This is a genomic window from Ammoniphilus sp. CFH 90114 (assembly GCF_004123195.1).
Lineage (GTDB): Bacteria > Bacillota > Bacilli > Aneurinibacillales > RAOX-1 > YIM-78166.
The window spans coordinates 21,467-37,561 of the sequence record NZ_SDLI01000016.1 but is presented as its reverse complement, the minus strand read 5'-3'; the positions used below and the strand labels follow the sequence as shown (position 1 = coordinate 37,561).

The window sequence follows — 16,095 nt, the reverse complement described above, 5'->3', positions numbered from 1 at the left end:
GTGACAGTGAACGGTGATCCATGATAAATTAGTTTACACAAACAACAACGAAATAAAACATGAAATGGTGAGTAGTTGCGGCTTATGTGCAAGCATAAGTTGAGGAAAGTCCAGGCTCGCCCGGAGCTGAGATGCCCGGAGTGTTCGTGCCACTCGCAAGGGTGGGCAGTTAATCTTCATGGTTAGCTGACGGCGGTGAAATCATGCTAAGTTCTTCTTTGAGGGATATGCTGAGAGTAACCTGAAAGTGCCACAGTGACGATTACTTTCTTGGAAACGAGAAAGGTGGAACGGGTAAACCCCACGAGCGAGCAACCCAAACTTACGGTAGGGGCACCGTCCTGCGGGAACAATAGGAACCAAAGGGACGGATCGGTTCATCACGAATCGATAGTTAAATGACTGCACCTGTAGTGCGAGAGTGGCATCGCTTGAAGCACGCAGGAACAAAACCTGGCTTACAGCCATTTCATGTGCCATAAATTCATGCAGCAAGCAAACATATCCTGCGATGTGCGTTTTCCCATTATGTTTTAAACCGTACTGTTTTTTAGGGATTCTTATATGGGTTGACCAAAGCCATGCCCCCTCTTCGGACGTGGGATCGCGAGAAGGTCAACATGCGGAAACCCACCTGCAAGAGCGCGGGTTAATAAAACAAATAGGGAAGACGGCATAGGCGGGACAGAATTTTTAAAATACATACCGTGCTAGATGGGGAGATGGCGGTGCCCTGTAACTCGCAATCCGCCTTAGCGAGGTTGAATTCCCATCTGCGGTACGAAAGGGTAAGGTCTGCCTTGTGTAAAGGAGTGTTGACAATTGGGTCCAACGCAATGGAAATTCATGAAACGGGTCAGGTCCGGAAGGAAGCAGCCCTAAGTGGAACCTTCTATGTGCCGTGGGGTAGCCTGGTTCGAGCTCACTTTCACAAGTAACGCTTGGTCTCTCGTATCCAAGATGGGTGCACGGTAATAATATGGCGGTCGTGGCGAAGTGGTTAACGCATCGGATTGTGGCTCCGACACACGTGGGTTCGATTCCCATCGATCGCCCCATACATAGCCATAATTAAGTCTCTTGTTAATTAACAAGAGACTTTTTTGATTTCTTGGTATAATATTTGGCCCTCGGGTTAAAATAAAGGTACAGTAACTTATTGGCCCGTAGCCAAGCGGTAAGGCAACGGACTTTGACTCCGTCATGCCCTGGTTCGAATCCAGGCGGGCCAGCCATTTTTTACATATTGGTATTTAAAGAGAGCATTAGGTAACCTCTAAGGCTCTTTTCTTTGTTTTTATCGAAAGGATATGATTTCCTGGTAATATCAATGTGGATTGAAGTCGAGTGGACATGACTACAGTACCCAGGAGCTTGCGCGCGGACACTGGGTTCCTTATTTGCCTTAAAATCGCCTGGTTGGATGGTTTGGCGGACATGGATTCCGCTATCTTTCAAGATTCCCACTCCTAGACTCTGTTTTGGAGGATCTTGTGTCCGATAACCCCACTCTTGGAGGCTTTTTAGGGTATATAACGAATGCTATGTCCGCTCACATAAAAAAACCTCCTCAGTTTAGACGTACTGAGGAGGTTTTTGACTTTTTCTAGTATCCTTTGCTCAAATCTACGATTCCATCAAGAGTTGTCTCGTCCTGATATTTTCGTAGATTCTCTAAGAAGAAACGACCAACGTCCTGCGGCATGCTTGGCCCCGATATATGGGGGGTGACATAGACATTTGGTAGGTTCCAGAATGGGTGAGATTCCGGCAATGGCTCTTGTTCGAACACGTCAAGCACAGCTGCGCGAAGATGCCCTTCTTTTAGCACCTCCACGAGATCTTGCTCTACGATTACGGGTCCTCTACCAACGTTTACTAGACAAGCATCCGGCTTCATTCCTAGTAATAGCTCACGGTTTAGGACTCCCTTGGTTTGCTCCGTCAATGGAAGGGTGAGAACTAAATAATCTAATTCTGTTAAGAAAGCTTTCCATTCCGTTGCATGATAATGACGATCAACAAGATGGGCCGAACTGCCCGTAAAGCTAAGACCATGTACGTTCATATCAAAAGCTCGAGCTTTTCGGATAATGTCCTGTCCGATCGAGCCAATTCCGGCGATCCCAATCGTCTTATTGGTCAAAAAGTCTGTAAGGAACGGTTCCCAGGCGTTCATTTGTTGGGAGCGGCTGAGCCTAGGAATATCCTTCGCTAAATAAAGGAGGTAGGAAAAGACATACTCGGCAATCGGTCTACCAAATTGTCCAACGACGCGTGTCAGTGTAATCCCTTCAAGTCGATTTGCGAAAGCTAACCAATCGTTGACTCCTGCGCCCATGGATTGAATCCATCGCAGAGATGTAGGGAGTTCTACTTGATCGATAGGGAATTTCCAACAAAGTAGTACTTCGGTTCCATCGAGTAAACGACGTGCTTCTTCAACTGAGGAAGCAGATTCGACCAAGGTGTATCCCTCTTTTCGAATCATTGCAGCATATTTTTCTGAACCTTCAGGGGCGTAAACGAGAATTTTTGGTTGAGATATTGGCATAAGTTATACTTCCTTTTGTTGGTTTTCTTTTCATTATAACTTAAAAGTCTATATCTTCAAAATCGTTAAGTATTCTTTTCAATACTTATACCAACTATTGCTATATTAGAATCTCAAGCTGTGGTACTATTTTTAGAGATTGATAGAGTTAGTACAATACGCCTATTGAAATGGGAGGGAAGGATGAAACGACTAAAGGCTTACTGTATTCTTGCCGTACTACTTATGGGCTTCAATACAGGGAACATTAAAGCACAGGCCCAAAACTTTCATGAGGAAGCACACCATTTAGCCAATAAGACTTATGTGGATCGAGAGCAACTCATTCAAGAATTCCAAACGAGTGGGGAGGATGCAATTGCTTTCGAAAAAGTGACGAAGAGGAATCAGGAAAGAGTCAGAAGGGAAACGATCGAGCGGATGGGCGAACAACGAATGATGATGTTTCATGCAAAACAGACACAGCCCCGCCTGCATACAGACCAAGTTGTCGTGGCCTTAATTGAATTCCCTGACCGTAAGCATAACCGCATTCCTGCACATCCTGAGAATCGGCTTTGGTTGGAAGACTTCAGTCAAGAACACTATCGTGACATGCTTTTTTCTAAAGAAGATTATGTTACACCGAATGGGATTGCGATGACGTCGATGGCCCAATATTACTACCAGCAGTCTGGGGGTTCTTGGACCGTAGAGGGTGAGGTTACACCGTGGATGCAGTCTGTTCATTCTTATGTATATTATGGAGAGAATACGCAAAATGAGCGCGATGAGCACGTAACCGAATTGATTAAGGAGACCCTTTCGCAAGTAGGGAGCCTCGTGGAGGGGAAAGAGGATGTATACGACCAGCGAGATCCATACGATATGAATGGTAATGGCATTATTCTAGAAGCGGATGGATTCCTCGATAATTTGATGGTTGTTCATGCTGGTATTGCAGAACAGACGATGGAGGATGATCAGGCGATCTTTTCTCATCGGTCTTCCCTTTCTGAACCCGTTCCGATTCCAGGGACGAACTTATTAGCTTATGATTATATGATTCAACCAGAGGATGGACCACCAGGCGTGTTTACCCATGAATATGGTCATAACCTCAATCTTCCTGATCTATATGATACAACAAATAGCGGATTGGGATCCCCAGTGGGGGGGTGGTCCTTAATGGCGAATGGCGGTTTCACTGGGGAAGTCGCCAGAACCCGACCAACAGGCTTAGATCCTTGGAGTAAATTGTATCTCCAAACAAGCTTAGGCGGGAATTGGGTGGATCCGATTCAACTTCATTGGGAAGAACTGAAAAATGGGAACCAAAGGATATCTGTAAAGGAAGCAAGTGATTTTGACCCTAGAGATAAGGTGATCAAGTTGGATCTCCCTCCGACGTTGATACCAGCCTTGGCTCAACCTAAAGACGGCACGTATTCCTATTACTCTGATAATAGAGACTACTTGAATAACTGGATGATCTCGCCTTGGATAGATTTGTCTAGTGTCACTTCAGATGTCTATCTTGAGTTTGATAGTTTTCGAAGTGTTGAAGAAGGCTATGATTTCTTTATCTTAGGTGTGATGGATGATGTGGAACATAGTTGGGAGCCGTTGGCTATCTACAGTGATCATACGGATGGCTGGGTAAAGGATACCATCGATCTATCGGCCTATATCGGAAGGCAAATTAAACTTCAATTCCGTTACATGACAGATTCCTCTGGCCGTGAAGGTGGATATCTATTGGATAATATCAACTTAACGGCTGACGGGGAAGTTATTCTCTCAGATGATGCAGAAGGTCCAAGTTCTTTTGATATCAATGGCTTCCTCCTTCATGATGGGTCAGATGAACAGTTAGAGAACTATTACTTAGTTGAATTGCGCTCACATAATGGAGTGGATCAAGGTTTATCTTCCTATGTATCGGCGGATTCCTATTTTACCTATGATCCGGGAGTGGTGATTTGGGCGTATAATGGAAGCTATGAGTCGAATGATCATGCGAAAGAGAATGCGGGATATGGTATGCTTGGAGTTGTTGATGCCCACCGTCAGGTGAAATATATTAGCGGAGACAAGAACAATCCTGCCCATTCGATCTATCAAATCAGCGATGCTGCCTTTGGCTTGAATTTCACTTCAGAGAGGTTTTTGAGTGGTCCAGCGGGCACTATTCATTTTTCCTCTCAGGCTCCCGTTTCCCTCTTCTATGATGGCTATGATTATTCAATTCCTGAGGCCCCCGTCTTTGGGAGAGTGCTTCCACAGCTTGGATTGATGATACAAGTTCAAGAGATGGCGGACGATGCTTCCACGGCTACGCTGGAGCTGGGGTTAACCGATAGCGATCCGTCCAAACTGGCTTTCCTTCAGTTTGATAAGGAAGAGTACCAACTAGCGATCGGAGGCCAACGCCAGACTCAAGTTACGGCGACGTACACGGATGGGACACAAACGAACGTCACAACGAAAGCGAATTACCAATCTAGTGAACCGACGATTGCCGAAGTAGATCAGTTAGGACTCTTGACTGGAATCACGCTAGGAGTGACGGAACTTCAAGCACAATATGTGGATAAAGAAGCGAAGGCACAAGTTACCGTAACGACAGAACCGGTGGATGAATGTTTTATCGCAACCGCTTCGTTCGGAAGCAAGTTCGACCCGGCGGTTACCTTGCTAAGACATTTTAGAGATGACTACTTGATGACAACGGAGATCGGGAAAAAGTTTGTGGCCTGGTATTATCAAGTGTCTCCACCTATAGCGCAGTACATAGCGGATAGCGATTGGCTAAAGGCGCTAGTTCGCGGCTTGCTGACACCGATTGTGGGACTCGTCTATGTCTTATATCATCCTATTGTTCTATACCTAGCGGTTGGAGTGGCTGTGATGACGGCATTACGAGTGTATCTTAGAAGGATGCAGTATTAATTGAACATGTGAAGGTAGCTGAGAAGACCTGGTGGATCGCGAGATCATTAGGTCTTCTTTTAATAGGCGGGATTTGCGCTAATTAGTTATAATTTTCTGTTTATTCTAATTTGCAAACTATCTTCTGTAACTATGAAATGCTATGCTATTGATAGAGTTGTCGGAAGCGAGGGGGAAGGAAACGAGTGTGGTTCCAAGCCTTTATAGACCAGCATCAAGAAACAATAATACAAGGTTGGCTTGAAAAGATTGAAAGCGAATTCCCTGGTCTGTATAACCTTATCGATTTATATCCGAATGGAAAAAAATATTTCAGATTACTAGTTGATAAGCATATCCCTTTAGCACAACATCCATTATTTGATACGATCTCGATCATGTGTAAGTACCACGCGGAACGAGGAACTCCAGTAGAGCACATTCTTCACAGTAGTCATTTGTGGAGAGCAGCTTTATTAGAAAACATTTGGTCCTATGTCCATATCAACCGAATGGATCAAGATCTAGTGTGGGACGTCATTTCCATCCTTGATGCGAGAATTGACGAGGTTCAAAGAACAATTTGCAGGTTATACTGGGATTACGCTCAGAGGATCATTAGTCAAAAGCAGAGAAAAATTGAGGAATTACATAATGACCGGTTAAGTTTATTGGGCAAAATGGCGGCATCAATGGCGCATGAAATCAAGAACCCGCTTTTTGCCATTGAAGGCTTTCTAAAATTAATTAGGAGTGAATTACCTTGTAGTTCACATGCGAAGATAAATAGCTATATGGATGTAGTAGAAAAAGAGTTTGAAGGGCTATATGGACAAATCACATCTTTTCTAAGCTTTTCCAAAAATAGTGGAACGGAAGAGTCCTATATGGAATGCTCCATGAGTGAGATTATAGACCAAGTCATGAGGCTTATTCAACCACGTACGGTGAATGAAAAAGTGGTTTGCGTCAAGAAAGTAGAAGGTGACGTGAACCTCATTGTGCAAAGGGTGGCGATACAACAGGTCTTATCTAATTTAATTAATAATAGCTTGGACGCCTTAAAGTTTGTAGATGATCCTAAACGAATTACGATCTGCAGCTGGGAAGATCTCGACCATTATTATATCAGTGTTTCGGATAATGGCCCGGGTATACCAGAGGAATTGGAAGGCTCTATTTTCGAACCCTTTGTCACAGGCAAGAAACACGGAACAGGGCTTGGTCTAGCTATATGTAAACAAATTATGGAGAAAAATGAGGGGAATTTGAGCTTTTCTTCTCGAAAAGGTGAAACCGTATTTACCTTAACCTTCGTTAAGAACGGCAGGCTCGGCCTATTAAAAAGGGATATTGCTTTAAGCTCATAGGATAGCCTTGGTTGAGGCTATTTTTGCTTTTTTTAATCCATAGGATAATAAAATAAAGTTGTTTATAATAAAAGAAACTTATTCATTTAAATTGTATTAAACCCAGAGGAGGAATACGAATGCCTAGCTTTGACTCATTATATTATCCCTATCATTCCCGACGCAATGTTACGATTGCTAGAAAAGGAATGGTCGCGACTTCCCAGCCGTTGGCTGCCCAAGCCGGGCTTGAGATTCTAAAAAAGGGCGGGAACGCCATTGATGCTGCCATTGCCACGGCTGCTTGTTTAACTGTAGTGGAGCCAACCTCAAATGGAATAGGCGGAGATGCTTTTGCCTTAGTATGGACAAAAGGAAAATTGCACGGATTAAACGCAAGCGGCCCTGCACCGAAGAGTATTTCCATTGAAGCGGTTAAAGACCGTGGATATGATGTGATGCCTCAGTACGGCTTCATTCCGGTCACCGTTCCTGGTGCGCCGTCTGCCTGGGCAGCCCTATCTGAGCGCTTCGGAAAGCTTCCATTAACGGAAGTCCTAAGACCTGCGATTGAATACGCCGAGCAAGGATATGCGATTACACCTACTTTAAGCTATCATTTGGACGTTGCTTACCACCAGTTCAAAAAGAATGCGCAAGGAGACGAATTTACCACATGGTTTGAAACATTCATGCCGGATGACCGTGCTCCTAGAGTCGGTGAAATTTGGCGTTCTCCTGGTCATGCCGCTACCCTTCAATCGATCGCAGAAACGAAGGCAGAATCCTTCTACCGGGGTGAACTGGCTGAGAAAATGGATCAATTCTCTAAGCAATATGGTGGTTTTATCTCAAAAGAAGATTTAGAGGCCTTCTATCCTCAATGGGTGGATCCAATCAAGGTCAACTACCGTGGATATGATGTATGGGAGATTCCTCCAAATGGACAAGGACTCGTGGCTCTTATGGCTTTAAATATCTTAAAAGGTTTCGATCTATCTGAAAAAGATAGCGTGGAAACCTACCATAAGCAACTAGAGGCCATGAAGCTTGCTTTTGCAGATGGCTTGAAGTACATAACAGATCCAGAAGAAATGAAAGTGAAGGTGGAACGCTTACTTTCCGATGAATATGCGGAACAGAGAAGACAACGAATCTCGTCTGAGGCCGGTTTTCCCGAAGCGGGCGAACCGACGGTAGGAGGTACAGTATATTTAGCCACTGCGGATGAAGAGGGCAATATGGTTTCGTTCATCCAAAGTAATTATCACGGGTTCGGATCGGGGCTTGTTGTACCGGGAACAGGAATCAGCTTGCATAATCGTGGGAAGGACTTCTCACTTGATCCGACGCATTATAATGCCTTGAAGCCAGGGAAGAAAACGTATCATACGATTATTCCAGGATTCCTGACTAAAGATAATGAAGCAGTGGGACCTTTCGGGGTGATGGGCGCCTACATGCAGCCGCAAGGACATGTTCAGGTCATTATGAACACGATTGACTTCCACTTAAACCCACAAGCGGCCCTAGACAGTCCAAGATGGTGTTGGATCAAGGATAAGGTGGTGGAAGTAGAGCCGAATTTCCCGGATCATCTTGTTCAAGCTCTGGAGCGGAAGGGTCATGAGGTTCAAAAGTCGATCAACCATTCCAGATTCGGAAGAGGTCAAATCATCTGGAGAGATCCAAAAACGGGCGTACTTACCGGTGGAACGGAGCCGAGAACGGACGGCCAAATCGCAGCGTGGTAATGTATCAAAATCCCCAATCACTTGTTGATTGGGGATTTTGAACGTTTAGGTCAAGTTTTTAAATATCGACCGTGGAGTACCATAGTTATAGAGTCCCCTGTATTCCGGGAAAGTGGATTCATAATGGATGAAGATGGAGGCATCAAGCAGGAGAGGATAGTTGGCGTAAAAAGGTCGGTCTCCGTAAATGATTCCTTTTAGGGCTAAATTCATTTCTCTTTGGAAAATGTTAAAACGAAAGCCTGCAACTTGTTTACTGAATTCGCCACCGTCTACGTAGGCTTTTCCGAGCAAGTAGAAACGCCCCTGTGGGTCTTTTTTCCATTCCGCTAGGACTTCATCTCTCATCTTCGGATTGATGGCTTGCTGATTATAAACATACCCAATATCTAGGAACAGCTCCCCGGTATCATCGGAGTGGGTGAGGGTGTATTTCCTCCCTTCGATAGGGTGAAGGAACGTCGCAGGGGGAAGGAGTTTTACCGACAATTTCTGAGGGTTGAAAACAGACATATCGTACGCCCTTTCTGATGGGGAATATATATTACCATATGTGAGTGGAGGAAAAGATGAACAACATGACCTTCAAAATGATTTCCGCCGTTCTGGTAAATAATGATAAGGTAGCGAAAACCAACCGGAAAGCGAGGGACAATGTTGAAGGATGTAACAAAGGTCTTCTGGTTCTCACTTGCCATATCGTTAGGGTTTGTGCTCTGGGGTGTCATTACCCCTGAAAACCTTGGCCGTGTCATGAATGTATGGCAGCAATTCTTCTTGGTTAACTTTGGCTGGTATTATCAGATTGTAGCTACCTTCTTTCTGATCTTTGCCCTTTTCCTGATCTTCAGTCCTTATGGGAAAATCAAATTAGGTAAGGATGAAGACAAGCCCGAGTTTAACCGTGCTTCCTGGTTTGCCATGCTGTTTAGTGCAGGGATGGGGATTGGACTTCTTTTCTTTGGTGTATCAGAGCCCATCTCTCACTTTGCCAGCCCTCCACTGGGTGAAGGCGGGACGAGCGATGCCGCTAACATCGCTATGCGATACACCTATCTCCATTGGGGTTTTCACGCCTGGGCCATTTATGCGACGATTGCTCTTGCGCTTGCTTACTATAAGTTTCGTAAAGGATTTCCAGGTCTAATGAGCGCAGCGCTTTACCCCATTCTAGGAGAGAGGACGAAGGGGCCGATCGGGACCTTCATTGATATGGTAGCGGTGTTTGCCACCATTTTTGGTGTCGCTGCATCGCTCGGACTAGGAGCGGCTCAAATCAATGGGGGATTAAATTATGTGTTTGGGATACCAAATACATTTGCCGTTCAATTGGTGATTATCTCGATTGTAACGGTTTTATTCCTTATTTCTGCTGGAACGGGAATCAACAAAGGGATTAAATATCTAAGCAACACCAATATGATTTTGGCTGTTATCCTGTTTTTTACGTTTCTTTTTATGGGACCGACGGTCTTTCTGTTGAATCTGTTTGTGTCTACTTTTGGATCGTATCTGCAAAATCTCCCCAGTATGGGACTTCGTCTTGCTCCGTTTAATACAGAAAGAGCGGCATGGGTACAGGGATGGACCATTTTCTATTGGGCCTGGTGGATTGCCTGGGCACCTTTTGTGGGAACCTTTATCGCTCGCGTGTCGAAGGGAAGAACGGTTCGAGAATTCGTCATTGCCGTTCTGGTCATCCCGACGGTGGTGTGTGCGCTTTGGTTTGCCGTTTTTGGCGGAACAGGGATTCATATGCAGTATTTTGCAGGACTTCCTGTATCGGCACAATCCCTGGAAACAGCCCTGTTCTATGTGTATGAGCACCTGCCTTTAACTATGGTGTTGATCGTGCTCACTTTATTTTTGATATCCACCTTTTTTATTACTTCGGCAGACTCGGCTACGTTTGTGTTAGGAATGCAGACGACCAACGGAAGCCTCAATCCCCCTACCCTTGTTAAGCTCGTTTGGGGGATTATCCTTTCAGCTTCTGCTGTGGTTCTCATGGTATCCGGTGGACTGAGCGCGATGCAGACCGCCATTATTGTGAGTGCCTTTCCTTTATCGTTTGTGCTTTTACTGATGGCGATTTCTATGTTGAAATCGTTTAAAGACGAGGTCATGACAAAGAAGAAGAAGGAAGAGAAAGAAAAGAAAGAGTTTCGACTCTGGCGGGAGAAAGTGAAAGGGAAATGAGATAAGACAGTGTATCCTGTGGGTATAAAGAAAGGAGCTATCTCTTGTATAAAAGAGAAGCTCCCTTTCTTTTTCGGTTTATTCGGTGTACACAGAATCACTTACAGTTTCGGTTTCAGGTGTCGTCAGCGGTATGGCATGGAGTCTAGATAATAATACATTCCTTATGTCTTCCTGTTCGATCGTTTCTACGGCTGCCATCGCCGATAGGTAATCCGTTTGAGTCTTGCTGATTTCGGCTAAATACACGCCCTCAATAGCTGGGATCATGTTGGATTCTACATCAATGAATCCGGCAAGGGTGTAGATCGAAACAGAAGAGGTGCCTGATACGAGGGTCATGACCTCTTTAAATAGATTCCAAGTCTCAGGTTGTTTGGCAAACTCGCTATCGATGAAGAACTCTTTATCGCCTACAGAAAGGCAAAGATCTCCTAGCCTAGGATCAAGACTTCCGGATAATAAAAGGCGAACCGTATCCAACCATTTGTCATGATCGGTGGAGGATAGCGATAGGTTAGGTTCAATTCCCACACCATGGTAATCGCTCTTGCTTACAGGCGTCAACAATCGGAATTGGGTATAAAACAAGCCTCCTCCATTTGGGAGCTTAACATCTGATTGTCCAACGCCTTTCCCAAAAGTTCTGGTTCCAACGATAGTAGCCATTTTGTAATCCTGCAACGTAGAAGTCATGATCTCAGCGGAGCTGGCTGTATTATGGTTACTCATTACAATGATGGGTAAAGGGAAAGGTTCCAAGTTTGTGCTCAAGAAATGGTCTGGTTCCTTGTTCCGATATTCTAGAATGCTTGTTATCTCTCCATTAGGAATGAACCAAGAAAGAATGGATGTTGTTGCGGATAACAATCCACCAGGATTATCCCTCAGATCAAAAACGAGCCCGGTTAGGTCTTCGGGATTCCTTGTTTCCATCGTTTCCATCATGGAGTCCATGAATTTGGTGTTAAACTCATCATACGTTTCTTCGGTAAACCTATTGATGCGAACATAAATCATCAGTTTGTCCTGAATCTCCATGACCTCTACCTTTACCGTAGGAATCTTAACCTTATCGCGTGTGATGGATAGAGGGAGCTCCGCACCTGACCGCCTCACGACAACAGACACCTCGGTGCCTGCTTGACCTTGTAATAGTGTGGGGCGTAATTCCCAAGGGATGGTAGACAATAAGATATGATCTACTTTAATGATTACATCATCTACTAAAATTCCAGCACGGGAGGCAGGGGAATCTTCATATACCTGTACCACCTTTGCTCCTTCAGGATCCGTAGCGATATTAACCCCAATTCCGGCAAAAGATCCATCCATCATTCTATTAAAATGTGCATACTCTTCCGGATTCAGGTAAGTTGTGTAAGGATCATTCGATTGTTCTGAAACGGCCTTTACTAAACGAGCAGGATCCGAGTACTGGTTGAGTAGTTCTTCTGATGGCTCGTATAGGTAATCCTTCCTTAGGACCTCTCTAATCTTCTGAACTGCCAGAGCATCAGGAGAAGGTGAAGGGGAATCATCACTGCTGTCACCGCTGTCTGAGGATACAGGATATTGGACGGTAACGGTAGTGTAACCGACAGCGCCTGATGGACTCTTGGCAGTGACTTTATATTGCGAGGCTCTGCTCGCGATAAAAGCCCCCGTATGGCTAATTTTGCTCTGATTATCAGCATAATTCAGATCTTGAGTCGACCACTCATACGTACCCCCTGTCGTTTCGTTTCCTTGTTCATCTACTTCCTTAGCCTGGAATTGCAGGGTTTGGTTCACTTCAACCGTTGGATGGGTTGGTGTGACCTGAATCTGCACGTTCATGGGTGAAGAGAATTCTATCGTCTGGCCCTTGTAAGTCAGGGTGTAAACGGTGCTTACATGGAGAGGGGAGAGATAGATTGTTGCTTGTTTCTGATCTGAGGAGATGTCTACTCTCTCGACAAGCATTTGTTCCTGTGTAGCCTTCGTTTGGATCGTCATGTCCTGAGGAGAAAGAGAAGGAACAGGACGGTCAAAGAAGAGCGTTATCGAGCGGTTGGTAACATACTCAGCGCTCGTTATTTTCGGCTCTATGTATTGATCTTTAATGGTCAAGAAGCGAGAGGCAACCAGAGCCACTTGTTCTCTTTGGGTGTTGCCTTGTGGATGAAACTGGTTGTCAAGAGCCACTTGCATGAGCTTTAATTCGATGGCTGCTGCTACACTGTCTTTGGCCCATGAGGAAATTTGGTCCGCATCGGAAAACGAAAGACTTGCGCCTTTCCCCGTCGCATCGACGCCTAGAGCACGGACAAAAAAAGTAGCCATCTGCTCACGTGTCAGGTTATCTCCAACCCCGAATCTTCCCTCCCCAACTCCGCTAATCAGTTCCGCCTGGACGGCCGCCTCTACCCAAGAGTATGCATAATGCTCAGGAGGTAGATCTGAAAACGTGGGCTTGTTTGGTAGATTGCTAGTTTCGAGTCCTAGAGACTTAGCTAAAATAATGGAGAAATCCTGCCTGGTAATGGTCCCCGCAGGGTTGAATTGTTCATTGGATTGCCCTTTAATAATCCCTTTTGCTACTAATTCCTCAATAGTTTGCTTGGCATAGGATTGATGAATGTCTGAGAAGTTGGTTTCAGCTATAGCTCCAGACATCGGCAAGCAAAAAAGCACCGATGAAATGAAACAGGATAGGATCTTCTTACTTTTTGACCATATGCGCATGAACAAGTGATCTCCTTTTTGTTTTACTTCCTACATTCTACCATTTGTTAGTAGATCAACATAATGTTTGTTTATAAACAAATCTTGGTCTCGCAAGGGCTCTTGAAGTATGAGAGCAAGATCACCAGAAAATGTTAAACATAATTTAGATCGAATCAAGCCATACCAATAAGGCAAGCAAAAAAACAATCAACGAATAGGGGTGCTAAAGTGAAGAAATTTGCAACTTTGGTTTCCAGTCTAATGATGGTGGTTGTCCTTTCTGCTTGTGGTACGGCTGGGGTTCAAGATGTCAATGACAACTATCGCGGCCAAAACATGACTCCCTACGACACTAACTTGGATAACGGAATGTATACGAGGCCTCTAAAAGATTCGCCTCTTCGTAATGACCCTGAGTTGACGGATAATGACGGCAGGGTATTTGACGCAGATTACGACGACAATATGATTGATGATGAAGAAATGTCTTTCAGGCCTCGCCGCTAGTCCATTCTTGTATAGAGAACTCTGCAGATCTTTCTGTAGAGTTTTTCTTAATCTGAAATAATAATATCCTAATGGAAGAACAATAAAGAGGTAAATGTGACACGTGAAGACTGGGGGCTTGCCCGTTATGATGGAAGAAACATGGGTGGTTATCGTACGAGCCATTATTGCGTTCTTTACCTTGTTAATTTTCACGCGTATTCTGGGCAAACAACAGATGGGAAACTTGTCCTACTTCGATTATATCAATGGGATTGTGATTGGGTCGATCGGAGGAACGCTGGCGACGGATCTCTCAGCGAAGGCATGGGTGCATTGGGTCGGCCTAACCACCTTTGTTTTCCTTACCTTCGTCTTCCAGATCAGCACATTAAAAAGTCGCTATTTTTCCAAGATGGTCAATGCACAACCAGCTGTTGTTGTACAAAATGGAATGATCCTCGAGGACAATTTAAAAAAGATGAGAATTAGCATGGATGAACTGATGATGCTTCTGCGGCGCAAGGATATGTTTGATATCACACAAGTAGAATATGCCATTTTAGAAACGGATGGTCAGCTGTCCGTACTCCCTAAGGCAGACTCTCAGCCCGTAACCGGTCAAGATATGCACATTACTCGAACTCCTGCGAAATTAGTAACGGAAGTGATCATGAATCAGACTATTCTTGAGCAAAATCTCAAGCAACGCAACAAGGATCATTCCTGGCTCATGGAGCAACTAAAAGCTCAAGGAATAAATGATGTAAAAGAAGTAGCCTTCGCAGCCATTCTTCCAAACGATACGTTATACATAGATAAGTACAAAGATGATATCAAGGAATGTATGGATATCAGCGATTATAAAGGACCCTTTTAGAAATGGAAGGATATTATGAAAATCGGCCTTATTAGAAAAATCATGGTCTTTGCGGTTCCCATCCTAATTCTTACTGTAAGTATCGCTGTGATGGCGGGCGGGAGTATCCTCAAAAAACCATGGGGTAAGGATGATCGCGTCCTCGATGCCGTGCAACAGATAGAAAAGAACGTAAGAGCCAAGCAATGGAAGGAAGCGAAAGACAATGCGGACTCTGCTACAGAAGCTTGGAAGAAAATCGTCAATCGTATTCAATTTAGTGTTGAAAGAGATTACATGTTTGAAATCAACGGCGCACTCGCCCGCATCAAGGGAGGAATTGAAGCTAAGGACGATAAAGCCATTATGGAAGAAATCTATTTTTTCTATGATTTGTTTGATGGCTTGGGAGGGTAGCGACCGACTTTCCTTTTCAACTTGGGTTTTGTTTGTGTAAAATAGAACCTAAGTATAAGTTGCGGGAAGAAGAAAGGGTCAGAACATGAACGATTATGGGATCGAGAAGAAGGCACCATATTATGAACAGTTTTATCACTCTATCAAGAGAATGATTTATGAGGGGAAGTATAAGCCCGGTGAGCGCATTAATGAGACGCAGCTGGCTAAAGAGTTTGGGGTAAGCAAGAGTCCGATTCGGGAAGCGATCCGTGTGTTAGAAAAAGAAGGACTTATCGTGGTAGATGAAAAATCACGAGTCATGGTCTATGAACCTACGTTAAGAGATGTGGAAGAGATCTATGTTTGCCGGATGGCGCTAGAGTCCTTTGCTGTGGGATTAGCGACCACGATCGCGACCGATCTCGAATTACAGACGATTGAACGAACGCTGCAGGACACAGAACAAGCGATAAAGGAAAGAAAGGAGGATCGTGAGATCATTTTGCTTAATGCCCAGTTTCATGATCTGATTGTCAATTGTACCCAAAACCGTCGGTTAAAGAGGCAGCTAGATGATCTGAAGTCACTGAAGTATCTGTTTCGTATCCTCAACTTCCAGGGAGAAAATCGAGCGGAAACGATATTAAGTCAACATCGTGAGATTTTTGACTTTATCAAGAATAGAGAAGCAGAGAAAGCCTCGAAGCAGATGATCGAGCATCTGCAATGCGATCTGGACTATCTATTGCAAGTTCTATCTAACCATGATCAGTAGGTCATGGTTGTTATTGAAAATTCTTCGTTTTGTGTTATGATAATTTCATAATAAATTGCAGTCGACCGTCGTCTAAATTAAAAATAGATTGGAGTAATGAA

At 44.4% G+C, this 16,095-nt stretch carries 11 protein-coding genes, 2 tRNA genes and 3 other RNA genes; 13 read left to right on the top strand and 3 right to left on the bottom strand.

Features of this window, described 5'->3' with window-relative positions; translation table 11 throughout:
* Positions 1-63 precede the first annotated feature (63 nt).
* The 5 genes from rnpB to EIZ39_RS23110 all read left to right on the top strand — a co-directional run bounded on the left by rnpB (position 64) and on the right by EIZ39_RS23110 (position 1,235).
* Positions 64-466, top strand: an RNA gene (rnpB, locus tag EIZ39_RS23130) — RNase P RNA component class B.
* Positions 467-500: 34 nt separating this feature from the next.
* A non-coding RNA gene (ssrS, locus tag EIZ39_RS23125) (6S RNA) lies at positions 501-690 on the top strand.
* Between the two features lie 15 nt (positions 691-705).
* Positions 706-972: signal recognition particle sRNA large type (gene ffs, locus EIZ39_RS23120), an RNA gene on the top strand.
* Between the two features lie 10 nt (positions 973-982).
* Positions 983-1,058 (top strand) — tRNA-His (locus EIZ39_RS23115).
* Between the two features lie 102 nt (positions 1,059-1,160).
* Positions 1,161-1,235, top strand: a tRNA-Gln gene (locus EIZ39_RS23110).
* A gap of 371 nt (positions 1,236-1,606) precedes the next feature.
* Here EIZ39_RS23110 and EIZ39_RS23105 read toward each other — a convergent pair.
* Positions 1,607-2,554 (bottom strand): D-2-hydroxyacid dehydrogenase, encoded by a 948-nt coding sequence (locus tag EIZ39_RS23105; protein WP_240675918.1) that lies wholly within the window; start codon positions 2,552-2,554, stop codon positions 1,607-1,609.
* A gap of 183 nt (positions 2,555-2,737) precedes the next feature.
* On the opposite strand from EIZ39_RS23105, the gene EIZ39_RS23100 reads away from it, so the two are divergent.
* The 3 genes from EIZ39_RS23100 to EIZ39_RS23090 all read left to right on the top strand — a co-directional run bounded on the left by EIZ39_RS23100 (position 2,738) and on the right by EIZ39_RS23090 (position 8,567).
* Positions 2,738-5,485: an immune inhibitor A domain-containing protein gene (locus EIZ39_RS23100; protein ID WP_129203357.1), complete on the top strand. Its 2,748-nt coding sequence runs from the start codon at positions 2,738-2,740 to the stop codon at positions 5,483-5,485.
* Between the two features lie 185 nt (positions 5,486-5,670).
* Positions 5,671-6,834 (top strand): sensor histidine kinase, encoded by a 1,164-nt coding sequence (locus EIZ39_RS23095; protein ID WP_129203355.1) that lies wholly within the window; start codon positions 5,671-5,673, stop codon positions 6,832-6,834.
* A 119-nt stretch (positions 6,835-6,953) separates the two neighbouring features.
* The gene (locus EIZ39_RS23090; protein WP_129203353.1) at positions 6,954-8,567 is read left to right on the top strand and encodes a gamma-glutamyltransferase family protein; all 1,614 of its coding nucleotides are present in this window, start codon (positions 6,954-6,956) and stop codon (positions 8,565-8,567) included.
* Between the two features lie 45 nt (positions 8,568-8,612).
* On the opposite strand, the gene EIZ39_RS23085 is transcribed toward EIZ39_RS23090, so the two are convergent.
* Positions 8,613-9,080, bottom strand: a complete 468-nt coding sequence (locus EIZ39_RS23085; protein WP_129203351.1) for a staygreen family protein — start codon at positions 9,078-9,080, stop codon at positions 8,613-8,615.
* A gap of 141 nt (positions 9,081-9,221) precedes the next feature.
* Here EIZ39_RS23085 and EIZ39_RS23080 point away from each other — a divergent pair, with 141 nt between their 5' ends.
* The gene (locus EIZ39_RS23080) at positions 9,222-10,766 is read left to right on the top strand and encodes a glycine betaine uptake BCCT transporter (protein WP_240675917.1); all 1,545 of its coding nucleotides are present in this window, start codon (positions 9,222-9,224) and stop codon (positions 10,764-10,766) included.
* Positions 10,767-10,844: 78 nt separating this feature from the next.
* Here the strand turns inward: EIZ39_RS23080 and EIZ39_RS23075 are convergent, their stop codons facing one another.
* The gene (locus EIZ39_RS23075) at positions 10,845-13,493 is read right to left on the bottom strand and encodes a S41 family peptidase (RefSeq protein ID WP_129203349.1); all 2,649 of its coding nucleotides are present in this window, start codon (positions 13,491-13,493) and stop codon (positions 10,845-10,847) included.
* Positions 13,494-13,703: 210 nt separating this feature from the next.
* Between EIZ39_RS23075 and EIZ39_RS23070 the strand changes: the two genes are divergently transcribed.
* The 4 genes from EIZ39_RS23070 (at position 13,704) to EIZ39_RS23055 (ending at position 15,994) form a co-directional block, all read left to right on the top strand.
* Positions 13,704-13,982, top strand: a complete 279-nt coding sequence (locus tag EIZ39_RS23070) for a hypothetical protein (protein WP_129203347.1) — start codon at positions 13,704-13,706, stop codon at positions 13,980-13,982.
* 127 nt (positions 13,983-14,109) lie between these two features.
* Positions 14,110-14,841, top strand: coding sequence for a DUF421 domain-containing protein (locus EIZ39_RS23065; protein WP_205668624.1), 732 nt, complete (start codon positions 14,110-14,112; stop codon positions 14,839-14,841).
* A 15-nt stretch (positions 14,842-14,856) separates the two neighbouring features.
* The gene (locus tag EIZ39_RS23060; RefSeq protein WP_129203345.1) at positions 14,857-15,237 is read left to right on the top strand and encodes a DUF4363 family protein; all 381 of its coding nucleotides are present in this window, start codon (positions 14,857-14,859) and stop codon (positions 15,235-15,237) included.
* 85 nt (positions 15,238-15,322) lie between these two features.
* Complete coding sequence (locus EIZ39_RS23055; protein ID WP_129203343.1) at positions 15,323-15,994, top strand: GntR family transcriptional regulator; 672 nt, start codon at positions 15,323-15,325, stop codon at positions 15,992-15,994.
* Positions 15,995-16,095: the final 101 nt, after the last annotated feature.